The 5,461-nt window shown below is 39.4% G+C and carries 3 protein-coding genes and 1 pseudogene; all 4 read left to right on the top strand.

The window, feature by feature from the left end; translation table 11 throughout:
* Positions 1 to 509 precede the first annotated feature (509 nt).
* Complete coding sequence (locus K8S13_RS03250) at positions 510 to 2,618, top strand: PAS domain-containing sensor histidine kinase (RefSeq protein ID WP_291460407.1); 2,109 nt, start codon at positions 510 to 512, stop codon at positions 2,616 to 2,618.
* 2 nt (positions 2,619 to 2,620) lie between these two features.
* The gene (locus K8S13_RS03245) at positions 2,621 to 4,081 is read left to right on the top strand and encodes a sigma-54 dependent transcriptional regulator (protein WP_291460406.1); all 1,461 of its coding nucleotides are present in this window, start codon (positions 2,621 to 2,623) and stop codon (positions 4,079 to 4,081) included.
* Between the two features lie 346 nt (positions 4,082 to 4,427).
* Positions 4,428 to 5,222, top strand: coding sequence for a methyltetrahydrofolate cobalamin methyltransferase (locus tag K8S13_RS03240; RefSeq protein ID WP_291460405.1), 795 nt, complete (start codon positions 4,428 to 4,430; stop codon positions 5,220 to 5,222).
* A 58-nt stretch (positions 5,223 to 5,280) separates the two neighbouring features.
* Positions 5,281 to 5,461: pseudogene (locus tag K8S13_RS03235) on the top strand (ABC transporter substrate-binding protein); the annotation flags it as partial.

Raw genomic sequence — 5,461 nt, 5'->3', positions numbered from 1 at the left:
TTGAAAATCTAAATATTTTCTTGTTCAAAAGCCAAAACATATACTTTGCAAATGGGAACAAATTGAATTAATAGATAAAAAATCAGATGGTTGATAAAATCCAACCGTCATTTGCGGTCATAGATTTATACACACCTCAAGAAAATCAATCGTTAGAATCAAATTTATACATTTTCACTAAAGATACTTTGTATCCAAATCAAATGAGATTCATGCCTAAAATTTAATTTACCTTGTAGCTGATTTCTAGTGAAATTGACCGGGATGTCAAAAGCATTTTTGTGATTTTTTACGCTCTGCAAATTAAATTGTATATCTGCTAATTCTATTAAAGTAAGCAAGCATTAATCACAGTGCTTGCTTTATATCTAAGTTTTTCTGTCTTGACAAAAGCTACCACATTAATACATTCTGAATTATTTCTACGAATAAATAGCAAATGGTTTCGTTGAAGGATTGAACAGAGCTATCGGAAAGTTAATTTGTAGAGCTTTTGATTATAGAATTTTTTGGAATTACAAGCTGCAAGTGCTTTTGCTGAGCATGGATTTCAAATCAATTCGCGACAAATCAAAGTTTTTAAAGCTGAAGAAGAGACGGTAATGCTTAAGGAACAAAAATATATCCAGATAATAGGGGAAATCTCCAAAGTACTCAGCAGCAGCAAAGAGAATGGTGGAAAGGTTCCGATGGAAGCTCTTAGTCTATTAGGTCAGACCATTTTCGCTCAAGGGGTCGCTTTGATCAGGAAACACTATAAAAATAAAGAAAATTTTAAACTGGAATGTATGGACTGGTGGGAAGCCTCCAATAAAAAAGAGGAGGGTTCGATTTCTTTGAATTCTGAATTATTAACAGTTCAGAATCTACAAGAAGAGTGTTGGAAATATTTAGAGACACAGGAAACACTTTTTATCGATGACTTTTCTGCCAGGTTTGAAAATGGGGTAGCGAATCTTATACTGATCCCACTTTTTTTAGAATCATATATGTTTGGTTTTTTGGTTTGTTGGAATCTGAGATACGAAGATGACTTGACCGTACAAAAGAATTTTGGGACAGCAGTAGGACAAATCTTCGAACTATTTATCAGCAAAATGGATCTTGATAAAAGGCTGAATAGCATAATTAATTTTATGCCTGACCCCACTTTTATTATGGATGTTGAGGGAGTTATTACCACATGGAACAAATCCGTAGAAAATCTCACTGGTTGGAAAGCTGAGCAAGTCATTGGGAAAGGCAATTACGAGCATTCTATCCCTTTTCATAATCAACGCCGCCCAACTGTCTCAAATTTGATGTTGCAACCGAATCAATACTGGGAGTCAACGTATCATGAACTACACATGAAGGGAGATGAGGCATTTGTTTTAGCTTATTGCAAGGGTTTACCTGGAGGAGGCGCATTTCTTAACGGCAAAACCGCTATACTTTACGATTCAAATGAACGGATATGGGGTACCATCCATTCTGTGCGTGATATTACCCGTGAGCGCCAAATTGAAAAGAACCTCCACCATTCTGAAGCTATGTATCGAGCTATTACAGACTTTGCAGGCGTTGGCATCATGTTTTTTAGTAAAAAAACCGTTTTTTATTATAATGACCATTTCTCGGATCTTTTAGGCCTCTCGGATAGTAAAATCACATTGAATAGTTTTATTGATTGGATTTACTATGAAGACCAGAAAAAAGTAACAAAAAGGTTTGAGCATCTGTTTCAACACTCTAATGAAATTACACGGTTTGAATTTCGTGCTCAGCAGGGTGAGGGGCTTCGGCATTATAGTGGATATGCTCAGATTATGGAATATGAGGAACAATCAACCGCACATTTAATCATAGACGATATAACGGATCAGATGGAATTGGCCCGCCAGGTCAAAATCAACGAACTTAAGCTGTATCACGAGGATAGACTTACTGCCCTCGGGGTTATGGCAGCAGGGATCGCGCATGAGTTGAATCAGCCTTTGAATACTATACGGATAGTCACTGATGGCTTTCTTTTTGGAAGGGACAAAGGCTGGAACCTGGATGAGGAAGAACTTTTCGAAAGCCTGGAAATGGTCTCTAACCAGGCTGTAAGGATGAGCAAGGTTATCAATAATATCCGAAATTTTGCCAGAGAAGATCTACCAAGCAGTGCTTGTGGCAATATCAATGCTAACGAGGCAATTGAAAACGTATTTTCCATAATCGGGCGGCAGATTGAGGTCCATGATATCCAGGTAAAAAAAGATTTGATGGCCGACCTCCCTCCTCTAAAGGCCAATCTTAGTCGTTTGGAACAGGTGATCATGAATTTGATCGTCAATTCCCGCCAGGCACTAGACGAATGTCATCAGGACAATAAAAATATTTGGGTGCGGACAGGTGTAAAAAACAAATCTTTATTCATCGAAGTAAGCGATAATGCTACCGGTATACCTGACGACCTGAAACTTAAAATCTTTGATCCATTTTTTACTACCAAAGAGGCGGGAAAGGGAACAGGTTTGGGACTCAGCATCACTCAATCGATTTTAGCCGAGTTCAAAGGACAAATTGAGGTATTGAATAATGAAAAAGGGGGGGCTACCTTTAAGGCAATTTTCCCCATCAATGGAGATTGATTTTGAACATTCTTATTATTGATGATGAACAAGATATCCGCAAAAGTCTGTCCAATTTTTTGACAAAGTTAGGCCATACTATTGTATGTGTGGGAGATGGAATGGATGGTTTGAGTAAATTTCATTCCCATGATTTCCAGCTTGTAATTACGGATATTCGTATGCCTGGCATGGATGGCCTGGAATTTCTGCGGCGTATAAAAATAGTTGAGCGATCTCCTGTGAATATCATTGTTATTACCGGGCATGGTGACATGGATAACACTATTAAAGCTTTGAAGTATGGTGCGTTTGATTATCTACTAAAACCCATCAACGTCCGTGAGTTAGCTATCACTATTGAACGATCAACAGAATACACGGCTTTGCGAAACAACTATGCCCATCTTAAGAAGGAATTCAATGAACAGGTTGACATTAAAACACGGGCGATCCATGGAGAAGCCGAACAATTACGAGCCGCATATCTTGAAGAAATCGGTGTAGATGGCCTGTGTGTTTATTCTGAAGCCATGCGCCAGGTCGTCAGCCAGGCAGAAAAGTATAGTACTGATAGAAGTATCCCCATACTGCTTGAAGGAGAAAGTGGAACCGGTAAAGAACTGGTTGCCCGGTACATCCATCACTATGGGCAGGAAAAATCCATTATTCCATTTGTAGCCATAAATTGCGGTGCAGTATCTCAAGAACTTTTTGAGGGTGAACTATTTGGACATGATCCGGGAGCATACACCGGGGCTACTACTAAAGGCCGTATCGGCAAGCTTGAGGCAGCCAATGGCGGCACCATTTTTCTGGATGAAATTGGTGAGATGCCACTCAGTCTCCAGGTCAAACTTCTTAGAGTCCTGGAGGAAAAAAAATTCTATCGGGTCGGCGGAATTACGGAAGTGAGCGTTGATATTCGGATTATCTGTGCCACTAATAAAGATATTGGCCATGAAGTGGCAAAGAAACGATTTCGTCTGGATCTTTTTTATAGGATAAATATGGGAAGAATTCAGATACCACCCTTGAGGGAACGACGAGATGATATTCTTCCACTGGCACTTCGTTTTATTAGGAGAGCTTATACGCGCAGGGGAAAAAAATTTAGCCGGTTTGTTCTTGCTGCAGAAAATTTTTTAATTTCTTTCCACTGGCCTGGAAACGTTCGTCAACTTAAAAATATCATGGAGCATGTGGCTCTAATGGGGCTCTTGGATACAATAGATATACACGACCTGTCCCTTCTTATAAATAGTTCAGATTATGCAAATGGTAATACACCAAAGGGCCGGCCTGTCTTAGGGCAAAATGATTTTGAATTACCAGAAGACAAATTGGACCTGGAAAATTTGAACCGCTGGATCATAAAAACAGCATTCCAGAAGAATGAAGGAAATCAGACCCGGACCGCTCAATATCTGGGTATCTCACGCAGGGTTCTTCAAGGACGACTAAAAAAGATGAATCTTCTATGAGACGTCGTCCATCCAGCAGAGATGGAGATCCAATACTCTGACAGAAACAATAAGATTTAATTCTCAAATACCTATTGCCCGGTATAACGGTGTTGTTGGAAAATCTGATGATACCCAAACAAAAAAAGCTTAATAACATCTTGTCATTCTCACCAGCTGCCCCAAATGGTTTAGCACGTACTATGTGGTGTACCATTTGGGGCAATGGTTTGCTACCTGTACTCTCTAAAATTTCTTAAGTAACTTGTTTTATAGAGTTTTATCGTAGTCTTATAGCTTGGCATCTTCTTTGCTAAGTCTTCTTCTTATGAATTTAATTAACTAAATCTCATAAGGGGATAAAGCCATGTTAATCATCGGGGAGAGAATCAATGCATCCCGCAATTATATCGCACAAGCTATATCTACCCGAAATACAGCCTTTATTCAGAGTGAGGCTAAAGCACAAGAAAAAGCAGGCGCTGATTATATTGATGTGAATGCAGGCGTTTTTGTGGGAGAAGAAAAAAAGCATTTACAATGGCTTATTAGTATCGTTCAGGAGGCCACAGACCTTCCTATCTGTATCGACAGCCCCGATCCAGAGGTGATAAAAGCCATGCTTTCCCAGATCAGAGGTAAGCCCATGATTAACTCAATTACCCTGGAGCCTTCCCGAATAGAAAGTATTCTTCCACTGGTAAAAGAATACAACCCAAAGGTAATTGCGCTTTGTCAGTCTGAGGATTCTATGGCTGAGACAGTTGATGAAAAAGTAAAATTGGCTGGTCAGCTCGTTGAAAGAGCTTCAGCTTTTGGTCTGCCTCTTGATGATCTATATATCGATCCTCTCTTGTATCCCCTTTCAAAGAATTCTAATTCGGCACTGGCCACCTTGAGTGCTATAGAAAAAATAATGAAAGAATTTCCAGGAGTTCATACCACTTGCGGCCTGACAAATGTCTCTTACGGACTGCCCAACAGAAAACTTGTAAACCGGACATTTCTTGTAGCTGCAATAACCCGTGGGCTTGATTCTGCTATAATTGATCCAACTGACAGACAGCTTTACAGTTCACTCAAATCAGCTCTATCCGTTATTGATAAAGACGAATTCTGCATGGAATACATTACAGCATTTAGAGAAGGACGTTTGGAATAGTATGACTACATTCCAAGTAATACAACAAAACCATTATAAACAAAAAAGGAGAAGAAGAATGAAAGGGAAGAAGAAATTAGTTTTATTGATAACGGCAGCTTTATTTGTAGGGATGAGTTTCTTAACCAATCCAGCACTAGCAGAGGGAAAAGTCTATAAATGGAAAATGGCCACATCCTGGCCGCCTGGAATTCCTCTTTATAGAGATATGGCTGAAGTTTTTGCGAAGCATGTAGAGA

This window comes from Desulfobacula sp., from assembly GCF_021107415.1.
Note: the sequence above shows the minus strand (reverse complement) of the source record. Positions and strands in the feature narration are given on the sequence as shown.

Excerpts from the sequence above, each read along its gene's own strand:
- K8S13_RS03240 (WP_291460405.1), top strand. The coding sequence starts at position 4,428 with ATGTTAATCATCGGGGAGAGAATCAATGCATCCCGCAATTATATCGCA.